The 19,092-nt window shown below is 37.7% G+C and carries 18 protein-coding genes and 1 other annotated feature (1 of these 19 running past the window's edge); of the genes, 2 read left to right on the top strand and 16 right to left on the bottom strand.

All coding sequences use genetic code 11. The annotated features are described in order from the left end of the window. Positions 1 to 2 precede the first annotated feature (2 nt). Complete coding sequence (locus BLV40_RS01455) at positions 3 to 383, bottom strand: YoqO family protein (protein WP_090687136.1); 381 nt, start codon at positions 381 to 383, stop codon at positions 3 to 5. Positions 384 to 604: 221 nt separating this feature from the next. On the opposite strand from BLV40_RS01455, the gene BLV40_RS01460 reads away from it, so the two are divergent. After that, on the top strand, positions 605 to 859 hold the full coding sequence (locus BLV40_RS01460) for a YbeF family protein (RefSeq protein ID WP_026590275.1): 255 nt from the start codon (positions 605 to 607) through the stop codon (positions 857 to 859). A gap of 188 nt (positions 860 to 1,047) precedes the next feature. On the opposite strand, the gene BLV40_RS01465 is transcribed toward BLV40_RS01460, so the two are convergent. Further along, positions 1,048 to 1,602, bottom strand: coding sequence for a helix-turn-helix domain-containing protein (locus tag BLV40_RS01465; protein ID WP_090687138.1), 555 nt, complete (start codon positions 1,600 to 1,602; stop codon positions 1,048 to 1,050). Between the two features lie 114 nt (positions 1,603 to 1,716). Here BLV40_RS01465 and BLV40_RS01470 point away from each other — a divergent pair, with 114 nt between their 5' ends. Beyond that, positions 1,717 to 2,301 (top strand): LysE family transporter, encoded by a 585-nt coding sequence (locus BLV40_RS01470; protein ID WP_090687139.1) that lies wholly within the window; start codon positions 1,717 to 1,719, stop codon positions 2,299 to 2,301. A gap of 45 nt (positions 2,302 to 2,346) precedes the next feature. Here the strand turns inward: BLV40_RS01470 and pyrE are convergent, their stop codons facing one another. From pyrE to ileS2, 14 genes are all read right to left on the bottom strand, one after another. Then, a complete protein-coding gene (pyrE, locus tag BLV40_RS01475; RefSeq protein ID WP_026590272.1) occupies positions 2,347 to 2,979 on the bottom strand; it encodes an orotate phosphoribosyltransferase in 633 nt (210 codons plus the stop codon). After that, positions 2,976 to 3,692 (bottom strand): orotidine-5'-phosphate decarboxylase, encoded by a 717-nt coding sequence (gene pyrF, locus BLV40_RS01480; RefSeq protein WP_090687141.1) that lies wholly within the window; start codon positions 3,690 to 3,692, stop codon positions 2,976 to 2,978. The genes pyrE and pyrF overlap by 4 nt, the downstream gene beginning before the upstream one ends. Further along, positions 3,677 to 4,606: a dihydroorotate oxidase B catalytic subunit gene (gene pyrD / locus BLV40_RS01485; protein WP_026590270.1), complete on the bottom strand. Its 930-nt coding sequence runs from the start codon at positions 4,604 to 4,606 to the stop codon at positions 3,677 to 3,679. The genes pyrF and pyrD overlap by 16 nt, the downstream gene beginning before the upstream one ends. Then, positions 4,603 to 5,382, bottom strand: coding sequence for a dihydroorotate oxidase B electron transfer subunit (gene pyrK, locus BLV40_RS01490; protein ID WP_090687143.1), 780 nt, complete (start codon positions 5,380 to 5,382; stop codon positions 4,603 to 4,605). Before pyrK ends, pyrD begins: the two co-directional genes overlap by 4 nt. Continuing rightward, positions 5,379 to 8,597 (bottom strand): carbamoyl-phosphate synthase large subunit, encoded by a 3,219-nt coding sequence (carB, locus tag BLV40_RS01495; RefSeq protein WP_026590268.1) that lies wholly within the window; start codon positions 8,595 to 8,597, stop codon positions 5,379 to 5,381. Before carB ends, pyrK begins: the two co-directional genes overlap by 4 nt. Beyond that, positions 8,582 to 9,679: a carbamoyl phosphate synthase small subunit gene (locus BLV40_RS01500; protein ID WP_026590267.1), complete on the bottom strand. Its 1,098-nt coding sequence runs from the start codon at positions 9,677 to 9,679 to the stop codon at positions 8,582 to 8,584. Before BLV40_RS01500 ends, carB begins: the two co-directional genes overlap by 16 nt. After that, positions 9,676 to 10,962 (bottom strand): dihydroorotase, encoded by a 1,287-nt coding sequence (pyrC, locus tag BLV40_RS01505; RefSeq protein WP_090687144.1) that lies wholly within the window; start codon positions 10,960 to 10,962, stop codon positions 9,676 to 9,678. The genes BLV40_RS01500 and pyrC overlap by 4 nt, the downstream gene beginning before the upstream one ends. Next, on the bottom strand, positions 10,946 to 11,860 hold the full coding sequence (locus BLV40_RS01510; RefSeq protein ID WP_090687146.1) for an aspartate carbamoyltransferase catalytic subunit: 915 nt from the start codon (positions 11,858 to 11,860) through the stop codon (positions 10,946 to 10,948). The genes pyrC and BLV40_RS01510 overlap by 17 nt, the downstream gene beginning before the upstream one ends. Before the next feature lie 148 nt (positions 11,861 to 12,008). After that, positions 12,009 to 13,292, bottom strand: coding sequence for a uracil permease (gene uraA / locus BLV40_RS01515; RefSeq protein WP_026590264.1), 1,284 nt, complete (start codon positions 13,290 to 13,292; stop codon positions 12,009 to 12,011). Positions 13,293 to 13,438: 146 nt separating this feature from the next. Further along, positions 13,439 to 13,981, bottom strand: a complete 543-nt coding sequence (gene pyrR / locus BLV40_RS01520; protein ID WP_001156487.1) for a bifunctional pyrimidine operon transcriptional regulator/uracil phosphoribosyltransferase — start codon at positions 13,979 to 13,981, stop codon at positions 13,439 to 13,441. A 204-nt stretch (positions 13,982 to 14,185) separates the two neighbouring features. Beyond that, the gene (locus BLV40_RS01525; RefSeq protein WP_026590263.1) at positions 14,186 to 15,094 is read right to left on the bottom strand and encodes an RluA family pseudouridine synthase; all 909 of its coding nucleotides are present in this window, start codon (positions 15,092 to 15,094) and stop codon (positions 14,186 to 14,188) included. Between the two features lie 4 nt (positions 15,095 to 15,098). Further along, positions 15,099 to 15,557: a lipoprotein signal peptidase LspA gene (lspA, locus tag BLV40_RS01530; protein WP_026590262.1), complete on the bottom strand. Its 459-nt coding sequence runs from the start codon at positions 15,555 to 15,557 to the stop codon at positions 15,099 to 15,101. A 122-nt stretch (positions 15,558 to 15,679) separates the two neighbouring features. Then, the gene (locus BLV40_RS01535; RefSeq protein ID WP_026590261.1) at positions 15,680 to 16,009 is read right to left on the bottom strand and encodes a TraR/DksA C4-type zinc finger protein; all 330 of its coding nucleotides are present in this window, start codon (positions 16,007 to 16,009) and stop codon (positions 15,680 to 15,682) included. Between the two features lie 197 nt (positions 16,010 to 16,206). Beyond that, complete coding sequence (gene ileS2 / locus BLV40_RS01540; RefSeq protein ID WP_026590260.1) at positions 16,207 to 18,972, bottom strand: isoleucine--tRNA ligase; 2,766 nt, start codon at positions 18,970 to 18,972, stop codon at positions 16,207 to 16,209. 72 nt (positions 18,973 to 19,044) lie between these two features. Then, positions 19,045 to 19,092, bottom strand: a binding site (T-box leader); it runs 175 nt beyond the window's last position.

Raw genomic sequence — 19,092 nt, forward strand, 5'->3', positions numbered from 1 at the left:
TTTTATGTTTTAAATTCATTATCTACTAATAATTTTCCATTTACTTTTGTGACAATTATGCCCACTATGATTAAAATAGCAATTAAATATAGTAACTTAGCAAAAGATAACCACCCTTGGAGAATCTGCATCGTGTTCATTTGTTTACCGCCTTCCATTAAGATGAATGGGAGGGTACTCATTAAAACAACGTACTCAACACTTAAAATCAGCTTCTTTTTTCGGCCATATGTTTTCCATTCTCCCCGGCGATATAATAAAGCAAAAATGAATCCAACTACAGCAATCATAACCGCTATCCAATCACTTTCAATGAATCGACTTGAAATAATAGATACAATTAAATAAGTCATCACACCATAAAAATCTATTTTCTTAAACATAAGCCCTCCTTTCATTCCATTTTTTAGGATTATTTGTATTGTAACATTCATTATAACCGTAAGTAAGATTTTCTTTACTTACGGTTTCTCTTTGTAAATTGTTGCAATATACTGATTTTACAAAGGGATTTTTAACCCCTTGTTGAAATTATATTAGAAGAACAATATTCTCAAAACGTTTACGAGAAACAGATTACTTCTTCAAAAAAGGGGACATGACCATGAATGAATTGGTGTTCGTCTTATTTATTTGGCCATTACTTATTTTCATTGTTTCAGTAATTGGAACACGTAGAACAAAAACATATTACGTGATGCCAATTGTAACGTTTGCTATTTTTCTCATAATAGGAGTTACATTGTTTCCCCCATCCTTTTTCTTTTGGATTGGCATGTATTGCATTTTCTCATTTATCGTTTCTTATATGACTTTATTATTTGTAAAGGGCTATGAAGCTGCAGAGGGGAGACACTAATATCTTTTATGTAAGTAATATAATCGCGCTCATAATATTGATAATTAAGAAAAATTCAGCACTTCTATGAGGTAGTCCTATTTCTTCGTATACAAGTGATCATCACGAAAAAAATGATTGATTAAACATTCTTCCAGTAAAAAATTGGCTTCCTTTATATTAAGGAAGCCGATCTTTTAGGTTACTTATTAACTTGGATAATATATCGTCATACTTAATCTAGCTAATGTTTCTCCCGAATTATAATATGTATGTGGTCTATCAGCCTTAAACCTGATTGAATCACCACTTTTTAATGTATAGTTGCATTCACTAACACGAATCGTTACTTCTCCATCAAAAACAGTAATAAATTCCTCAGTTCCCTCTTTATGGAATTCGGAACTTAATACTCCGTCTTTTTCAATTTCAACAGCGTACACTTCAAATCGTCTATCCTCTTGGAATGGAAAAGAAGGATAGACTCTATATCTTCCATTGTCTTCAGACAATACTTGAATTTCATTTCTTAATACCACTGTAGTATCAGGCTGCGGATTATTTATTAAAGCAGTAAAGGAAACCTTCAATCCATTCGCTATTTTCCAAATTGTTGTAAGAGTTGGACTAGATTCGCCTCTTTCAATTTGCCCTATCATCGTTTTACTTACTCCACTTAATTGAGAGACCTTTTCTAAACTCAATTTCTCCTTCTCTCTGATCGCTTTTAAATTTCTTGCAAGAATAAGATGAATTTCTTCCATAAAATCACTCCTATCTATATACATTATAACGACCGATTTGTATAATAAAACACACGACGTTATATTGTTCATTTCGGACATTATAACATACACCCGTGAAAGGGAGGTCCAAAAATGCCTTTATTTTCATTTTTGTTATTTGTTTTTATTAGCAGTTTTACTCCAGGTCCCAATAACATCATGGCAATGACGTTTGCGAATAAACATGGATTAAAGAAAACCTTTACATTTTGTTTAGGAGTCAGTTTTGGATTTTTTGTTCTCACATTATTGTGTAGTTTTTTTAACATCATACTTACAAGTGCTCTGCCAATCATTGAATTTCCTTTAACCATTTTTGGTGTAGCTTATATGCTATATTTGGCTTTTAAAACACTTACTAGTAAAGGAAATACGGGGGGAAATGATGAAGAGAATCGAAATCTTTTCTTAATAGGTATCTTGTTACAATTTGTGAATCCAAAAGGTATCCTTTTTGGGCTTACAGTAGTAGCAACCTTTATTCTCCCCTATTACCATTCCTATTCCAGCTTCCTTATTTACTCATTATTTTTAGGAATGGTTGGCTTAATGAGTACATTTAGTTGGAGTCTATTTGGCTCTATTTTTCAAAAGCTCTTATTACAATATAGACAGCAGTTTAATATAGTTATGGCAATTTTGTTGGTATTTAGTGCTGTATCCATTCTTGTTAAATAGATTAAAAAACACGACCGAGTTTCCCCCACGGTCGTGTTTTCTTTGTTACGCTGTAATCCAAGCCTCGTCAGCTGGATTTTTACGCCACTCTTGTAATTTTTTCGTTTCAGCTTGTCCGATCATACCTTTTTCTGCTGCAACTTCAGTTAATGCACTGTAATCACTTAAAGAATATGATGCTACGTTTGCTGCTTCTAGTTTCTCTTTTCCTGCCTCAAGCTCGTATGTGAAGATTGATACGATTCCTAATACTTCACAACCAGCCTCGCGAAGTGCTTCTACACATGTAATTGCACTACCGCCAGTTGAAATTAAGTCTTCTACTACTACTACTTTTTGACCTTTTTCAGCTTTTCCTTCGATTTGGTTCCCTTTACCGTGTCCTTTTGCTTTGCTGCGTACGTAGCACATTGGTAAATCCATACGATCGCTTACCCATGCAGCGTGCGCGATACCAGCAGTTGCTGTTCCTGCAATAACTTCTACAGCCCCGAAGTGCTCTTTAATTAACTCTTCTAATCCAGATGCGATCGCTTGGCGTACTTTTGGATAAGATAAAGTTAAACGATTATCACAATAAATTGGTGATTTCATACCAGAAGACCAAGTAAATGGATCATTCGGTTGTAAAAATACTGCTCCAATTTCTAATAAATGTGATGCGATTTCTTTTTTCATACTGTTACACCTTCCCACTGTTGTTTTACTGTTTCATACGCTTCAAGCGGATTTTCTGCTTTTGTAATACTACGTCCAACCACAATGTAACTTGAAGCAAGTTCCCTCGCACGTTTCGGTGTTGCAACGCGCACTTGGTCATTTATATCATCACTTGCAAGACGAATACCCGGTGTGACTGTTACAAATTCATCTCCACATACTTCACGTAATTTCGGAACTTCAAGTGTTGAACAAACAACTCCATCAAGTCCACTTTCTTTCGTTAATTTTGCATAATGCGCAACCGCTTCTTCTAACGTTTTCTCAATGCCGATCTCTTTTTTCATCATAGCTTCCGAAGTGCTTGTTAGTTGTGTAACTGCAATACAAATCGGTCTCTCTTTTCCTTCTTGCTTACCTTCCTCTAATCCCTCAATCGCAGCTTTCATCATACTGCTTCCCCCAGCAGCATGAACGTTCACCATATCAACATCTAGACTAGCTAGGCTACGCATAGCGCTCTTTACTGTATTTGGAATATCATGAAGCTTTAAATCTAGAAAAATCTTATGTCCTTTTTCTTTTAAGTACGTAATAATTGCTGGTCCTTCTTTGTAAAACAACTCCATACCAACTTTGACAAATAACTCTTCCCCTTCAAAGTGTTGTAAGAATTGTTCTACCTCTTGTTTTCCTGGAAAATCTAGCGCAACAATTAACGACTGTGACATACTTGCTTCCAGCTCCTTCCTTGACATTCCGAAATATGATCAAATCCTAATTCATCTAGTAATGCTGGTAACTCTTCAATAATTGTTGGACATATGAAAGGATCGATAAAGTTCGCCGTCCCTACTGCAACCGCGCTTGCTCCAGCATAGAAGAATTCAATTACATCTTCCGCTGATTCAATACCACCCATTCCGATAATCGGAATGTTAACAGCTTGACTTACTTCATGTACCATACGAATTGCTACCGGCTTAATCGCAGGGCCTGATAGTCCACCTGTACGGTTTGCTAAAATTGGTTTTGCTGTTTTTAAATCTAGACGCATACCAAGCAATGTATTAATCATCGTTAAGCCGTCCGCACCTGCATTTTCAATTGCTTTTGCAATTTCCACAATGTTTGCCACGTTCGGTGACAATTTCACATATACCGGCACTTCAGAAACCTCTTTTACTCGCTTCGTTAAATCAGCAGCAACTTCAGGGTTCGTACCAAAAGCGATACCACCCGTCTTTACGTTTGGACAAGAAATATTTAATTCTAGCGCATGAACATTTGGTGCTTTTGAAATTTCTTTCGCAACCGCTACATAATCCTCAGCCTGTGAACCAGCAACGTTTGCAATAATCGGAAGATCAAATTGCTCGAGCCACGGTAATTCAGAATTCATTACCTTTTCTAATCCAGGATTTTGAAGTCCGATTGCATTTAGCATTCCGCCCGGTGTTTCAGCAACACGAGGCGTTGGGTTTCCATAACGAGGTTGTTCTGTCGTCGCTTTAATCATAATGGATCCAAGTACACTTAAGTCATAAAACTGTGCATACTCACGACCAAATCCGAAGCAACCAGATGCTGGGATGATTGGATTCTTTAATGATAATCCTGGTAATTCAACTTGCAATCTGTTCATAGTACAACCTCCCCGATTGGAAATACTGGTCCGTCGCTACACACCTTCTTGTAAGAATGTCCACTCGGATCTTCTTGTAAGTGACATACGCATGCGAAACATGCTCCGATGCCACAGCCCATGCGTTCTTCTAATGAAATGTAGGCTTTTTTCTCTTTATAGCGCCCTTCTAATGCTCGAAGCATCGCTAAAGGTCCACATGAATATAGAATGTCAAAGTCAATTCCATAGCTATCAATTACATCTGTTACAAACCCTTTTGTACCGTGTGTACCATCAACCGTTGCAACATACGTATCACCAAGCTCTGCGAATTTCTCTTCATAGAAGACAACATCTTTCGTTTGAAAACCTAAGATATGAATAACACGTACTCCCTTTGCTGCTAAACGTCGTGACAATTCATATAGTGGTGGTACACCAATTCCACCGCCTACTAATAAAGCCGTTTGTCCAGCTTCCGCTTCTGCTACAGGAAAACCATGTCCAAGTGGGCCTAATACATCAACAAGTTCACCTTGTTTTCTTTTTGCTAATGTTTTCGTTCCTTGTCCTTCCGCACGATATAGCATTGTAAATTCATTCTTGTCTTGATCGACATTACAAATACTAATTGGGCGGCGCAGAAGAGGCGTAATGCCCTCTGCTACCTTAATGTGTACAAACTGCCCTGGATCGTTCATTTGCTGCACAAGATCCCCCTGAAGCACTAATTCGTAAATGTTTTTTGCGATTTCTTTTTGGTTAACGACGATCATATTTTGCTTTTGCATCATGCATGTACCACCTCGTGACGCTTTGTTGGCGCGATTTCTTTCATTGCGTGAGCCGAGAATGTCATTGATTCTAGTACTCTTAAAATTGCTCTTGTTGTATCAAGTGATGTTAAGCAAGCCACACCATTTTCTACTGATTCACGGCGAATGCGGAAACCATCACGCGCTGGTTGTTTTCCTTTTGTTAATGTATTGATTACAAACTGTGCTTTCCCTTGACGGATAATATCAAGTAAGTTGTAGTCTTCAGAATCAATTTTGTTTACAACTTGCACCGGAATATTTTGCTCTGTTAACGATTTTGCTGTTCCAGCTGTTGCTAATAAGTTATAGCCGATTTCATGGAAGCGTTTTGCAATTTCCATTGCTTCTTCTTTATCTTTATCCGCTACAGTAATGATTACTGATCCGTGCGTTGGAATGTTAATTCCAGAAGCAACAAGTCCTTTATATAGTGCTTTTTCAAGCGTTAAGTCTTTACCCATTACTTCCCCTGTTGATTTCATTTCAGGCCCTAATGTTGTATCAACTGAACGTAGTTTCGCAAATGAGAATACTGGGGCTTTTACATACACTTCATTCTCTTCTGGGCGATAGCCAGTTTCATATCCTTGTTCTACAAGGTTTTGACCTAAAATAACTTTCGTTGCGATATTCGCCATTGGTACACCTGTAATTTTGCTTAAGAATGGTACTGTACGGCTCGCACGTGGGTTTACTTCAATTACATACACTTCGTCTTTGAATACTACAAACTGGATATTCAGTAATCCAACAATGTTTAATCCTTTTCCAAGTGCAATTGTATTTTCAATGATTTGTTCTTTCAGTTTTGCAGATAAGCTTTGCGGTGGATATACTCCAATTGAGTCACCAGAGTGAACTCCAGCGCGTTCAATATGTTCCATGATACCTGGAATGAATACATTTTCACCGTCTGAAATTGCATCTACTTCAATTTCTTTACCAACCATATAGCGGTCAATTAATACCGGATGATCCGCATGAACCTTAACCGCATTTTTCATGTAGTGCAGTAGTTCTTCTTGACGATATACGATTTCCATCGCACGCCCACCTAGTACGTAAGATGGTCTTACTAATACTGGGTAACCAATTTCTTCAGCGATTGCTACCGCTTGTTCTACAGTCGTTGCTGTTTTACCAACTGGTTGCGGAATACCAAGCTGTGTTAAGGCTGCTTCAAATTTATCACGATCTTCTGCACGGTCTAAATCTTCAAGAGATGTTCCTAAAATTTTCACACCATGCGCTTCCAATTTTGCAGCTAAGTTAATTGCCGTTTGTCCACCGAACTGAACGATAACACCTTCTGGTTTCTCTAAATCGATGATGTGCATTACATCTTCGATTGTTAATGGCTCAAAGTATAACTTATCAGAAATACTGAAGTCTGTTGAAACTGTTTCTGGATTATTATTAATAATAATCGCTTCATATCCAGCTTCTTTAATTGCCCATACAGAGTGAACTGTTGCATAGTCAAATTCAACACCTTGACCGATGCGGATTGGACCAGATCCAAGTACAACTACGCTTTTACGATCTGTAACGATTGATTCATTTTCATCGCCATATGTGCTGTAGTAGTAAGGCGTTGCAGATTCGAATTCTGCCGCACAAGTATCAACCATTTTGAATACTGGCGTCATATTATTTTCTTTGCGCATATCGTAAATTTCACGCTCAGTTTTATTCCAAGCTGCTGCGATGTAGTGGTCACTGAATCCCATTTCTTTCGCAGATTGTAATACTTCCATATTTCCTACATTCGCTTTTACTTCGCGTTCCATGTTTACGATGTTTTCAACTTTTTGTAAGAAGAAGAAGTCCATTTCACACCATGAGTTGATTTCTTCTTTCGTTACACCTTGACGAATTGCTTCTGCTACAATAAACAGGCGCTCATCATCCGCTTTAATAATGCGCTTTTTCATCGTTTCTTTATCAAGTTCTTTTAAGTGATCTAACTCTAAGTGATAAATGCCAAGTTCTAGAGAGCGAACCGCTTTTAATAATGATTCCTCTAAGTTACGTCCAATTGACATAACTTCACCAGTTGCCTTCATCTGTGTTCCAAGCGTTCTGTTCGCTGATTCAAACTTATCAAATGGCCAGCGTGGAATTTTTGAAACAACATAATCTAATGCTGGCTCGAAGCAAGCATATGTTTTTTGTGTTACTGGGTTTACAATTTCATCTAATGTTAAACCGACTGCAATTTTCGCCGCTAATTTTGCAATTGGATATCCAGTTGCTTTAGATGCTAGCGCAGATGAACGACTTACACGTGGATTTACTTCGATTACATAGTATTGGAAGCTATATGGATCAAGTGCAAGCTGAACGTTACATCCACCTTCAATTCCTAATGCACGAATAATTCTTAATGAAGTATTACGTAACATTTGATATTCACGGTCACTTAATGTTTGGCTTGGCGCTATAACGATGGAATCTCCTGTATGCACACCAACTGGGTCAATATTTTCCATATTACATACTACAATCGCATTATCGTTCGCGTCGCGCATTACTTCATATTCAATCTCTTTAAAACCAGCGATACTTTTTTCCAATAAGCATTGCGTTACTGGGCTATGTTTTAAACCGCTTGTTACAGTTTCAATTAGCTCTTTTTCATCATGGCAAATCCCGCCGCCAGTTCCGCCTAGCGTAAATGCAGGACGAACGATTACTGGATAACCAATTTCATTTACAAATTCATACGCTTCATCAAGGTTATGAATAATTTCACTAGGCGGTACTGGTTCGTTTAAATCTCTCATTAATGTACGGAATAAATCACGATCTTCCGCCTGCTCGATTGCTGATAATTTTGTGCCTAAAATTTCAACTCCGCACTCGTCAAGTACGCCTGATTTTGCAAGTTCAACAGCCATGTTTAAACCTGTTTGACCACCTAATGTTGGTAAGATCGCATCTGGACGTTCTTTGCGAATAATACGGCTTACGAATTCTAATGTTAATGGCTCAATGTATACTTTATCTGCTGTTGCAGTATCCGTCATAATTGTTGCTGGGTTTGAGTTAACAAGGATTACTTTGTAACCTTCCTCTTTAAGAGATTGACAAGCTTGTGTACCAGAATAATCAAACTCCGCTGCTTGCCCAATTACAATTGGTCCTGATCCGATTACTAAAATTGTGTTAATGTCTAGGCGTTTTGGCATAACTCTTCCCCTTCTTTCTTGAAGTTTTCAATCATTGTTAAGAAATCTTCGAATAAATCATTTGCATCTTCTGGTCCTGCTGAAGCTTCTGGATGGTATTGTACTGTAAATGCTGGGAATTTCTTATGACGAAGACCTTCTACTGTTCCATCATTTAAAGCTACATGTGTAATTTCAAGCTCTGTATTTTCAACTGATGCTTCTTCTACTGCATAACCATGATTTTGAGAAGTAATTGCTACTTTTCCAGTTGCAAGGTGTTTTACTGGATGGTTTAAACCACGGTGACCGAATTTTAACTTACTTGTATTTGCACCAGATGCTAAAGCGAATAATTGATGTCCAAGACAGATCCCAAATAAAGGTACTTTTCCAATGATTTCTTTTAACATTTCAATCGCTTCCGGTACATCTTTTGGATCCCCAGGTCCATTACTTAACATAATTCCATCTGGGCTTAGGCGTAAAATTTCTTCAGCTGTTGTATTGTAAGGTACAACAATTACATCACAGTCGCGCTTATTTAATTCTCGTAAAATACCATGTTTCATTCCGAAGTCAACAAGTACAACACGATGACCACGGCCTGGGCTTGGGTATGGATCTTTTGTTGATACGCGTTTTACATGATCTGTAAAGACTGTCGCTTTTAATTGGCTAACGATGTATTCTACATCCGCATCCATGTTGCAAAGACGTCCGCGTAATGTTCCATATTGACGAATTTTTCGCGTTAATTTTCTTGTATCAATTCCTGCTAATCCAGGAATATTTCTTTCTTTTAAATATGCATCTAACGAAATTTCACTTCGGAAGTTAGATGGATGATCACAAATTTCGTTTACAATTAAACCATTTACAGATGGATGAATAGATTCAAAGTCATCACGATTAATTCCGTAGTTTCCGATTAACGGATACGTAAATGTTACAATTTGACCGCAATATGATGGATCAGATAATGTTTCTTGATATCCTGTCATTCCTGTTGTAAATACAACCTCACCTGACTTTTCGATTTCTCCTCCGAAACCTTTTCCAATTAATACTGTTCCATCTTCTAAGATAAGTTGTCTTTTCATACTAATGCACTCTCCTTTTGCCATGCGATCTTACCACCAACGATTGTCATAACCGGCCAACCTTGGCATTTCCAACCTGCGAATGGTGTATTCTTTCCTTTTGATAAGAATGTTGTTGGATCAATTTCGTCTTCTTGTTCTAAATCGATAATTGTGATATCAGCTGCTCTACCTTCTTTCAGGCGACCTGCTTCTAAACCAAATGTATCAGCCGGCTTTTCTGTTAAGAATTGAATTAGCTGTTCTAATGTGATAATCCCTTTTTTCACAAGGTTTGTATATAAGAGTGGGAATGCTGTTTCAAAACCAGTAATTCCGAATGGTGCTCTTTCAATCCCTTGTGCTTTCTCTTCCGCAGCGTGCGGTGCATGGTCAGTTGCAATCATATCGATTGTTCCATCTAATAATCCTTCAATTAAAGCTTCATGGTCTTCTTTTCCTCGAAGCGGCGGATTCATTTTAAAGTTTGGATCAACTGATGGGATATCATCTTCACATAATACTAAGTGATGCGGTGTTACTTCTGCTGTTACTTTAATTCCAGCACGTTTTGCATCACGGATTACACGTACAGATCCTTTTGTACTTACGTGACATACGTGATAGTGACAATCTGCTGCTTCCGCAAGTAATATGTCCCGGGCAATATGTACGGATTCGCATACTGATGGGATACCGTTTAATCCGTGTTTCTTAGAAAACTTCCCTTCATGTACACAACCTTTATTAATCAATGTATTTTCTTCACAGTGTGCAACGACTGCCATATTTAATTTTGCTGCACGTTTCATAGCAGCTAGCATCATGCTTGCATCTTGTACGCCTACTCCATCGTCAGTAAACGCGAATGCACCGAGTTCTTTTAATGTTTCAAAGTCTGTCATTTCAGAACCTGCTTGGCGTACTGTAATTGCACCATATGGTAATACATTTACATGCGCTTTTTCTTTAATTCGCTTTTGCAAATCTTCCATATGTTCTTTGCTGTCTGGTACTGGGCGTGTATTTGGCATTGCACAAATTGTTGTAAAGCCACCCTTTGCTGCTGCAAGTGTACCTGTTTCAATTGTTTCTTTATGTTCACCACCTGGTTCGCGAAGATGAACGTGTACATCTACTAATCCAGGTGAGATTAATTTTCCGTTTACATCGATTACTTCAGCATTATCTGCCGTAATATTTTCTGCTACTTTCGCAATTTTACCGTCTTGTACGAGAAGATCTGTTACTACAATGTTTCCTTCTTCATTTAGATAGCGTCCATTTTTAAACAAATAATTCATGTTTCATTCCTCCTAATACATTTGGTAACGCGCGTTTTAGTACAGCCATTCTTACGTAAACTCCATTTTCCATCTGTTTGAAAATACGGGAACGCTCACACTCAACAAGTTCACTCGCAATTTCTACATCGCGATTTACAGGAGCTGGATGCATAATAATGCTTCCTTGTTTCATACGTTTTTCTCGTTCAATTGTTAAACCGTGCTGCTCATGATACTCCTTCATGATGTCTGTTTCATAATGGTCATGACGCTCATGTTGCACACGAAGTAACATCATCACATCAACTTCTGGAACAAGTTCATCTAATTCTTTGTATGTTCCGAATGTGTTTGTTTCACCTTTCCACTCTTCTGGGCTAGCAAAGTAAATTGTTGCTCCTAATTTCGTTAATGCTTCCGCATTGGAACGAGCTACTCGGCTATGACGAATGTCTCCAACAATCGCAATCTTTAATCCTTCAAAGCTTCCAAACTCTTGTTTAATTGTTAGAAGATCTAGCAGGCATTGCGTTGGATGATTTCCACATCCATCTCCAGCATTTAGGATTGGAATACTTACTTTATCTTTTAGTTCATCGAAGTAGCGATCTTGCTGATGGCGGATGACTACCGCTCTTGTTCCGATTGATTCTAGTGTTCTTATCGTATCGTATAACGTTTCTCCTTTTTGTACGCTAGAGGAATCTACTTCGAAATTTAGCACATCAAGTCCTAATTTCTTCTCGGCAACTTCGAAGCTAAACTTTGTTCTTGTACTGTTTTCGAAGAATAAGTTTGCTACAAATGTTTGCTCTGTTGATTTTCTCTCTTTTCCATTCGCAAAATCTTCTGCGTCTTTTAGGATTTCTGAAATCTCTTCTTTCGATAATTCACTCATCGTTAACAAATGGCTCATTGTCATCCCTCATCTTTCTGATTTTTATGATAACACCTTTGTATTTATATAACAATAACTGCATAAAAATACCCTAGTCATGTGAGACTAGGGTGCAAGAAAGAAGCTCCCCTTTTTCGTCTCACAGGACTGAATTAAAAGGTTGTTTTTATGAAGCAATCTGCTTAGATTGTTGTTTTTGTTTCATTTCAGGTAATAGTAGATTTAATAGTACACCTACAATTGCTGCAAGTGCCATGCCTTCTACTTGGAAAGATTCTCCAACGCGTAGTACTGCGCCGCCAATACCGATTACCAGGATTACTGATGCAATCATTAAGTTTCGTTTATCACTTAGGTCTGTTTTATCATCTACCATCATGCGTAAACCACTTGATGCGATTACACCGAAAAGTAAGATCGATACTCCGCCCATAACTGGTGTTGGAATCGAGTGAATCAGTGCTGAAATCTTACCGATAAATCCGAACATAATCGCGAACACCGCTGATCCAATGAATAGGTATACACTGTATGCTCTTGTAATTGCTAGTACACCGATGTTTTCACCGTATGTCGTATTCGGTGGTCCACCTATTAATGATGCAATTAATGTTGCTACCCCATCCCCGAAGATCGAGCGATGTAGACCTGGTTTTTCAATTAGATCTCTTTTAATGACATTTCCAAGTACAATTTGGTGCCCGATATGTTCTGAGATTGTTACGAGTGCAACTGGTACCATTAAGAGTACAATCTTCCATGAAAACTCTGGAGTATATGTTACAAATGGTATTGTGAAGTCTGGTACGTCAAACCATTTTGCCTCAGCTACCGGTTTTAAATCTACAAGCCCTTGGAAGTAAGCGAAGATATATCCCCCGACGATTCCAAGTAAAACTGGTATGATGCTGAAAAATCCTCTTCCGAATATGGAGCAAATGATTGTAATTGCTAATGTTACTAATGCTACTGAAAAGTGAGTAAAGCTATACTTGCCATCCGCACCATTCATCGCCATATCAACTGCTGTATGTGCTAAAGCTAAACCGATAACCATTACGACTGGACCAACTACGATTGGTGGGAGTAACTTCATGATCCACTCTGATCCTGACTTCTTAATTCCCAGTGAAATTAAGATGTAAACAAGTCCTGCTAGTAAGCCACCAAGCATTGCTGCTCCTGGCCCACCTGCTGTTTTTGCTGTAATGATTGGTGCGATAAACGCAAATGATGATCCTAGATATGCTGGTACTTGACCTTTTGTTATAAGAAGGAACGCTAGTGTTCCTAATCCACTTGATATTAAAGCTACTGATGGGTTCAGTCCTGTTAAAAATGGAACAAGCACTGTTGATCCAAACATAGCGAACAAATGCTGTATACTTAAAAATAACCATTTCCCGGGTTTCGGTACTTCCTGAACGTCTAACACTGGCTTTTGCTCCATTGTTATATCCTCCTTCAGTTTAAAACTTTGCAATAAAAAAACTCTTTGTGACTGTGCACAAAGAGTCCTATACTTTCGTATGTCAAATTTGACATACGAAAGTCAAGACCCTTTGGCAGCCTCACAGGACTACATTTAAAAGGGCTTTACTTATCGTATATACTTACTCGATCTTGTTGATCTGTCTCTTGCAAATCAACTTCAATACGCTCTTCACTTGATGTTGGAATATTTTTCCCTACATAATCAGCGCGAATTGGTAATTCACGATGACCTCTGTCTACAAGAACCGCAAGCTGGATTTGTGACGGTCTACCTAAATCCATCAGAGCATCCATTGCTGCTCGAACCGTTCTTCCTGTATATAGTACATCATCCACTAGAATAACTTTCTTTTTCGTAATGTCCACAGGAATATCAGAACCTTTTACAAGTGGCTCTTTATTTTTAGATTGTAGTGTTAAATCATCACGATACAATGTAATGTCTAACTCCCCTACTTCTATTTCTTTCCCTTCAATTTGACCAATGCGTTCTGCTAAACGCTGTGCAATAAAGATACCACGTGTTTTAATCCCGACAAGAACACAATTATCAACACCTTTATTACGTTCCACAATTTCATGACTGATGCGTGTTAAAGCGCGGCGAATCATTTGGTCATCTAAAACGACTGCTTTTTCTTGCATGTTCTACACCTCCAAGCTTTTTTCTTGCGTGAGAGGAATGGTATAAAAAAAGTCCTCTCAGCGTGTGCGAGAGGACTTTTGAAAAAAGGGTATAATTATACCCTAAGTATTTCAAACCGTTACCTTCTCAACCTCACGGGGCTGTGTTAAAGGATCATTATTTAACTGTTGTTAGTATCGCAAATTCCATTTGTTTTGTCAATACTATTTCCGTAAAACATTTAAGACTTCTTCAAACACTGCTGGAACTGGTGCCTCAAACTCGATATATTCTCCTGTACGAGGGTGATCAAATCCTAAGATTCCTGCATGAAGCGCCTGTCCATTTATATCTAACGTCTTTTTCGGACCATATTTCGGATCTCCCGCAATCGGGTATCCAATATATTTCATATGAACACGAATTTGGTGCGTACGGCCGGTTTCTAAACGACATTCTACAAGTGTAAAATCTTTAAATCGTTCTAACACCTGGAAATGCGTAACAGCATTCTTCCCATTTTCATCAACCGTCATACTTTGGCGTTCCTTTTTATCACGGCCAATTGGAGCATCAATTGTCCCTTTATCATGTGGAATTACACCATGGACGATTGCTTTATATCGTCTTGTTACTGTTTTTTCTACAAGCTGATTTACAAGAGATTCATGTGCCATATCATTTTTAGCAACCATCAATAAACCAGATGTGTCTTTATCAATACGATGCACAATACCAGGACGCATTACACCGTTAATACCTGATAGATCTGTACAATGATACATTAATCCATTTACAAGGGTACCACTTGTATGTCCAGGAGCTGGATGTACAACCATACCGCGTGGTTTATTGACAACTAATACATCTGCATCCTCATAATAAATTTCTAAGTTCATATCTTCTGCACGAATATCTAGTTCTTCTGGCTCTGGAATTGCTACCGCAATTTCATCTTTTTCTTTTACTTTATAATTTCCTTTAATGGTATTTCCGTTTACGGTTACAACACCATCTTTAATCCATTGCTGCACCTGTGTACGTGACCATTCATTATTTACACCTGCAACAAACTTATCAATCCGTTCATTTTTTTGTTCTTCTGCAACTGTTACTTGTACTACTTCGCTCATTCAATTACTCCTTCATTTTCTTTCCTTCTAATAATGTTTGGATAATAATTAATACAACTCCAATACATAAAGCTGAGTCAGCTATGTTAAATACCGGATAGTTGTATGAAAAAATATACACGTGAATGAAATCCACCACTTCTTGTCTAAATACACGATCAATAAAATTGCCAATTGCTCCGCCTAAAATAAGGCCTAATGAAACTCCTAGGAGTTTATCTGTTTTCGCATACTTTTTCATATAAAATACGATAAACCCTACAAAAACAACTGTAATAACATAGAAGAACCACATTTTACCTTCTAAAATCCCCCAGGCAGCTCCTCTATTCCGATGTGATGTTATGTATAATACATTATCGATAATCGGGATACTTGTACCTAATTCCATGTTCTTTACAATTAACCATTTCGATATTTGATCGATGGCAATGACAAATAAGGCTATTAAATAATATATCATTTTCATTTCCCCCACAAAGACAGTGTACCTCAAAATTTTAGCATAGCTACGGTCTTTTCACAATGAACCTTTACGGAAGAATAAAATAAAATGGAAAAAGGTAATATAATATCATTGTACTATCAGACATTTACTTTCTCATATAAAAATTCATGAATTGTACGAGCTGTTGGCATGATTTGCATTTGCTTTACAGGAATATATTTTCCAGTTTCTTCACAAATTCCATACATATCAATTTCCATTTTAAATAATGCTCGTTCCACATCTTTTAAATCTTCTCTTATATCATGTAAAAATAACTTCTTTTTCGCATCTTCCTTCATGTCATACCCTAGTTCTTGTCCGAATTCCATATGATATGTGTGCATCGCTTCTTTTGCCAGTCGCTCCTGTAATTCTTTTCTCATCAATTGTAATTCTTCTTTGATTTCCATGTAGATTTCATTCACGTGTACATTCCTCCCGGCTGCAATGTACCGTTAGTGTGTCCGAAAATTTCTCACTTACCGCTCACACATTTTTCCTTCCTAGGAAAGAGATGAATCACTGATAAAATAATAATGTCATAAACAAGGTTTTACCACCTGTGAATCATGTAATGCATATAAAAAACTGACTGCAATAATTAGCAGTCAGTTTTTCATTATTATTTTACATAATTTTCTTTTACAACTGTCGCACAACGCTCACATAATGTTTCGTGCTCAACGTCTTTGCCAATTGTTTCAGAAACAATCCAACAACGTTCACATGTTTCACCAGTTGCTTGTACCACAACAACAGCTGTATGCTCATATTTCGGAGCATCTGCTGGAGCTTCCTCAATTGTTCCACCAAGTTTATACTCAGAGACAATAAACAATTGTTTTAAATCTTCACTAATAGACTCTAACATTTGTTTCATTTCTGCAGTTGGATAAAGGGTAATGCTCGCATTTAATGACTTACCGATTACTTTTTCATTACGAGCCACTTCTAACGCTTTTAATACGTCATCGCGAAGAGTCATGAATGCATCCCATTTCGCTTTTAACGCTTCCGCACCTTCTATTTCAACAGCTTCTGGCATATTAGTTAGCTGAACGCTTTCTTCAACCACACCAGGAACATATGGCCATACTTCATCAGCTGTATGCGGTAAGATTGGTGTTACAAGTTTTGTTAATGCAACAAGAACATCATAAAGCACCGTTTGAATTGCACGACGGTCATGATGATTTGCAGCCTCGATGTATAAAATGTCTTTTGCAAAGTCTAAATAGAATGAACTTAAGTCGATTGTACAGAAGTTATGAATTGCATGATATACTGCCGCAAAATCATATGTTTCATATGCTTCTTTTACTTTTGTAATTAAGTCATTTAGTTTCACCAGCATGTAACGATCTACTTCGCGTAGTTCAGCTTTTGCTACTGCATCTTGACTTGGATTAAAGTCAGCTAAATTTCCTAATAAGAAACGGAAAGTATTACGGATTTTACGATATACTTCTGCTACTTGTTTTAAAATATCATCTGAAATACGTACATCAGATTGATAATCAACAGAAGATACCCACAGACGTAAAATATCTCCACCTAATTGGTCCATAATTTTCTTCGGTACAACAATATTCCCGATAGATTTACTCATTTTACGACCTTCACCGTCTAAGACGAATCCATGGCTTAAAACACCTTTATATGGTGCTTTACCTGTTACTGCAACTGCTGTTGATAACGAAGAGTTAAACCAACCACGGTATTGGTCAGATCCTTCTAAATACAAATCAGCTGGACGTTGTAAGTCTTCGCGCTCTTCTAGAACAGCTTGATGAGAAGAACCTGAATCAAACCATACGTCCATAATGTCTGTTTCTTTACGGAACTCACCATTTGGACTAGATGGATGTGTAAATCCTTCTGGTAATAAATCTTTCGCTTCACGTTCAAACCATACGTTAGAACCGTTCTCACGGAATAGATCTGCTACGTGATTGATTGTTTCATCTGTAATAATTGGATCGTTATTCTCTGCATAGAAGACAGGAATTGGTACACCCCACGCACGTTGACGAGAAATACACCAGTCACCACGGTCACGAACCATATTATGAAGACGTGTTTCACCCCATGCTGGCACCCATTTCGTTTCTTCAACGGCTTGTAATAACTCTTTACGGAATGCTTCAATAGATGCAAACCATTGCGCTGTCGCACGGAAGATAATCGGTTTTTTCGTTCTCCAGTCATGTGGATAAGAATGCGTGATAAATGTTAATTTTAATAACGCACCCACTTCTTCTAATTTTTCCGTAATTGGCTTATTTGCTTTATCGTAGAATAAACCTTCAAATCCAGGCGCTTCATTTGTTAATACACCTTTATCATCAACTGGGCAAAGAACCTCTAATCCATATTGTTTCCCAACAATGAAATCGTCTTCCCCATGTCCTGGTGCTGTATGTACACAACCTGTACCAGCATCCGTTGTAACATGTTCTCCAAGCATAACTAAAGAATCCCGATCATAGAATGGATGTTTCGCAACTGTATACTCAAGTTCGCTACCTTTAACTGTTTTCACAACTTCAGCATTTTCCCATTCTAACGTTTTAGAAACTGTGTCAAATAGTTCAGAAGCAATAATATATTTTTCACCATTTACTTTGACAATGCTATATTGAAGCTCTGGATGAACAGAAATACCTAAGTTTGCTGGTAATGTCCAAGGTGTTGTTGTCCAAATGATAAATTTCTCATCACCTTCTAATACGTTTTTCCCGTCTTTTACTGGGAATGCTACGTAAATAGATGCTGATTTTTTATCTTGATATTCAATTTCAGCTTCAGCTAAAGCAGATTCACTCGTCGGAGACCAATAAACAGGCTTTTGTCCTTTATAGATGTAACCTTTTTTCGCCATTTCACCAAACACTTTAATTTGTTGTGCTTCATACGCTGGCTCTAGAGTGATATATGGATTATCCCAATCTGCGCGTACACCAAGGCGTTTAAATTGCTCACGTTGACGATTTACTTGTTCATATGCATACTCTGCACATAATTTACGAAATTCTGCAACCGTCATTTCTTTACGTTTTACACCTTTATTTGTTAAAGCTTGTTCAATTGGTAAACCGTGTGTATCCCATCCTGGTACATATGGTGCACAGTATCCCGTCATCGATTTGTAACGAACAATAAAATCTTTTAATACTTTATTTAATGCATGTCCCATATGAATGTCACCATTCGCATATGGAGGACCATCATGTAATACAAATAAAGGACGGCCTTTTGTATGTTCTTGTACTTTTTCGTAAATATTCATTTCAGCCCATTTTTCTTGCATTGCAGGCTCACGTTTTGGTAAATTCCCACGCATTGGGAATTCTGTTTTCGGCATTAGTAATGTATTTTTATACTCCATGCTCAATTCCTCCTCGAATGTATAAAAGAAAGACCCTAAAAAATGGAATAAAAAAGAGACTTTCTCATCCCAAAAAGGGACGAGAAAGTCTCCCGCGGTACCACCCTAGTAGACCATACA

The sequence above is a fragment of the Bacillus sp. 166amftsu genome, assembly GCF_900107445.1.
GTDB lineage: Bacteria > Bacillota > Bacilli > Bacillales > Bacillaceae_G > Bacillus_A > Bacillus_A arachidis.